Raw genomic sequence first — 704 nt, 5'->3', positions numbered from 1 at the left:
GTTGAGGATATCTATCCCACCGACGCCTACCACTCCCTGTCCATCGAGGGCTACCGGGTCAGTGCTGAGTTGATCGAGCAGGTGCGTAGCGGTCACTGGAATCCTGATGGCAACGACGGTGATCGGGGGCAACGCGATGCCCTTGCGGCGCGCGGTTACTGGCAGGCTTATCGTGCCGTCCATGACAGTTTGAAACGGGTCTTGGCGGGTGAGAACGCCGGGGCAGTGGTCGCTCAGGATCACGGCATCTGGTATCGAGCGATGTTTGCGCCAAGCGTGACCGCCGGTCTGGTCCGCCCGGGTGATCTGGCCGGATACCGCAATGACCAAGTCTATATTCGGCGCTCGATGCATGTACCACCAAGGCGCGAAGCCGTCCGCGACCTGATGCCTGCCTTTTTCGACCTGCTTGCCGAAGAAGCCCAGCCTTCCGTCCGGGTCGTGTTGGGTCACTTCCTGTTCGTCTACATCCATCCGTACATGGACGGAAATGGCCGGATGGGCCGATTTCTGATGAATCTCATGCTCGCCTCAGGCGGCTATCCCTGGACTATCATCCCACTGGAGCAGCGAGATCGGTACATCGCCGCGCTGGAGGACGCCAGTGTTCGACGACAGATCGAACCCTTTGCAAGGCTCCTGGCTGGCCTGGTTGAGATGAGACAACAGGCACCAAGGGCAACGAACTCCTGACCCAGACTGGC

The 704-nt window shown here is 60.2% G+C and carries 1 protein-coding gene; it reads left to right on the top strand.

From position 1 onward, the window contains the following. The coding region (locus tag CKO42_RS26840; protein ID WP_200252897.1) for a Fic family protein at positions 1–693 on the top strand (693 nt) is incomplete at its 5' end. Positions 694–704 lie beyond the last annotated feature (11 nt).

The sequence above is a fragment of the Lamprobacter modestohalophilus genome (genome assembly GCF_016583905.1).
GTDB lineage: Bacteria > Pseudomonadota > Gammaproteobacteria > Chromatiales > Chromatiaceae > Lamprobacter > Lamprobacter modestohalophilus.
Note: the sequence above shows the minus strand (reverse complement) of the source record. Positions and strands in the feature narration are given on the sequence as shown.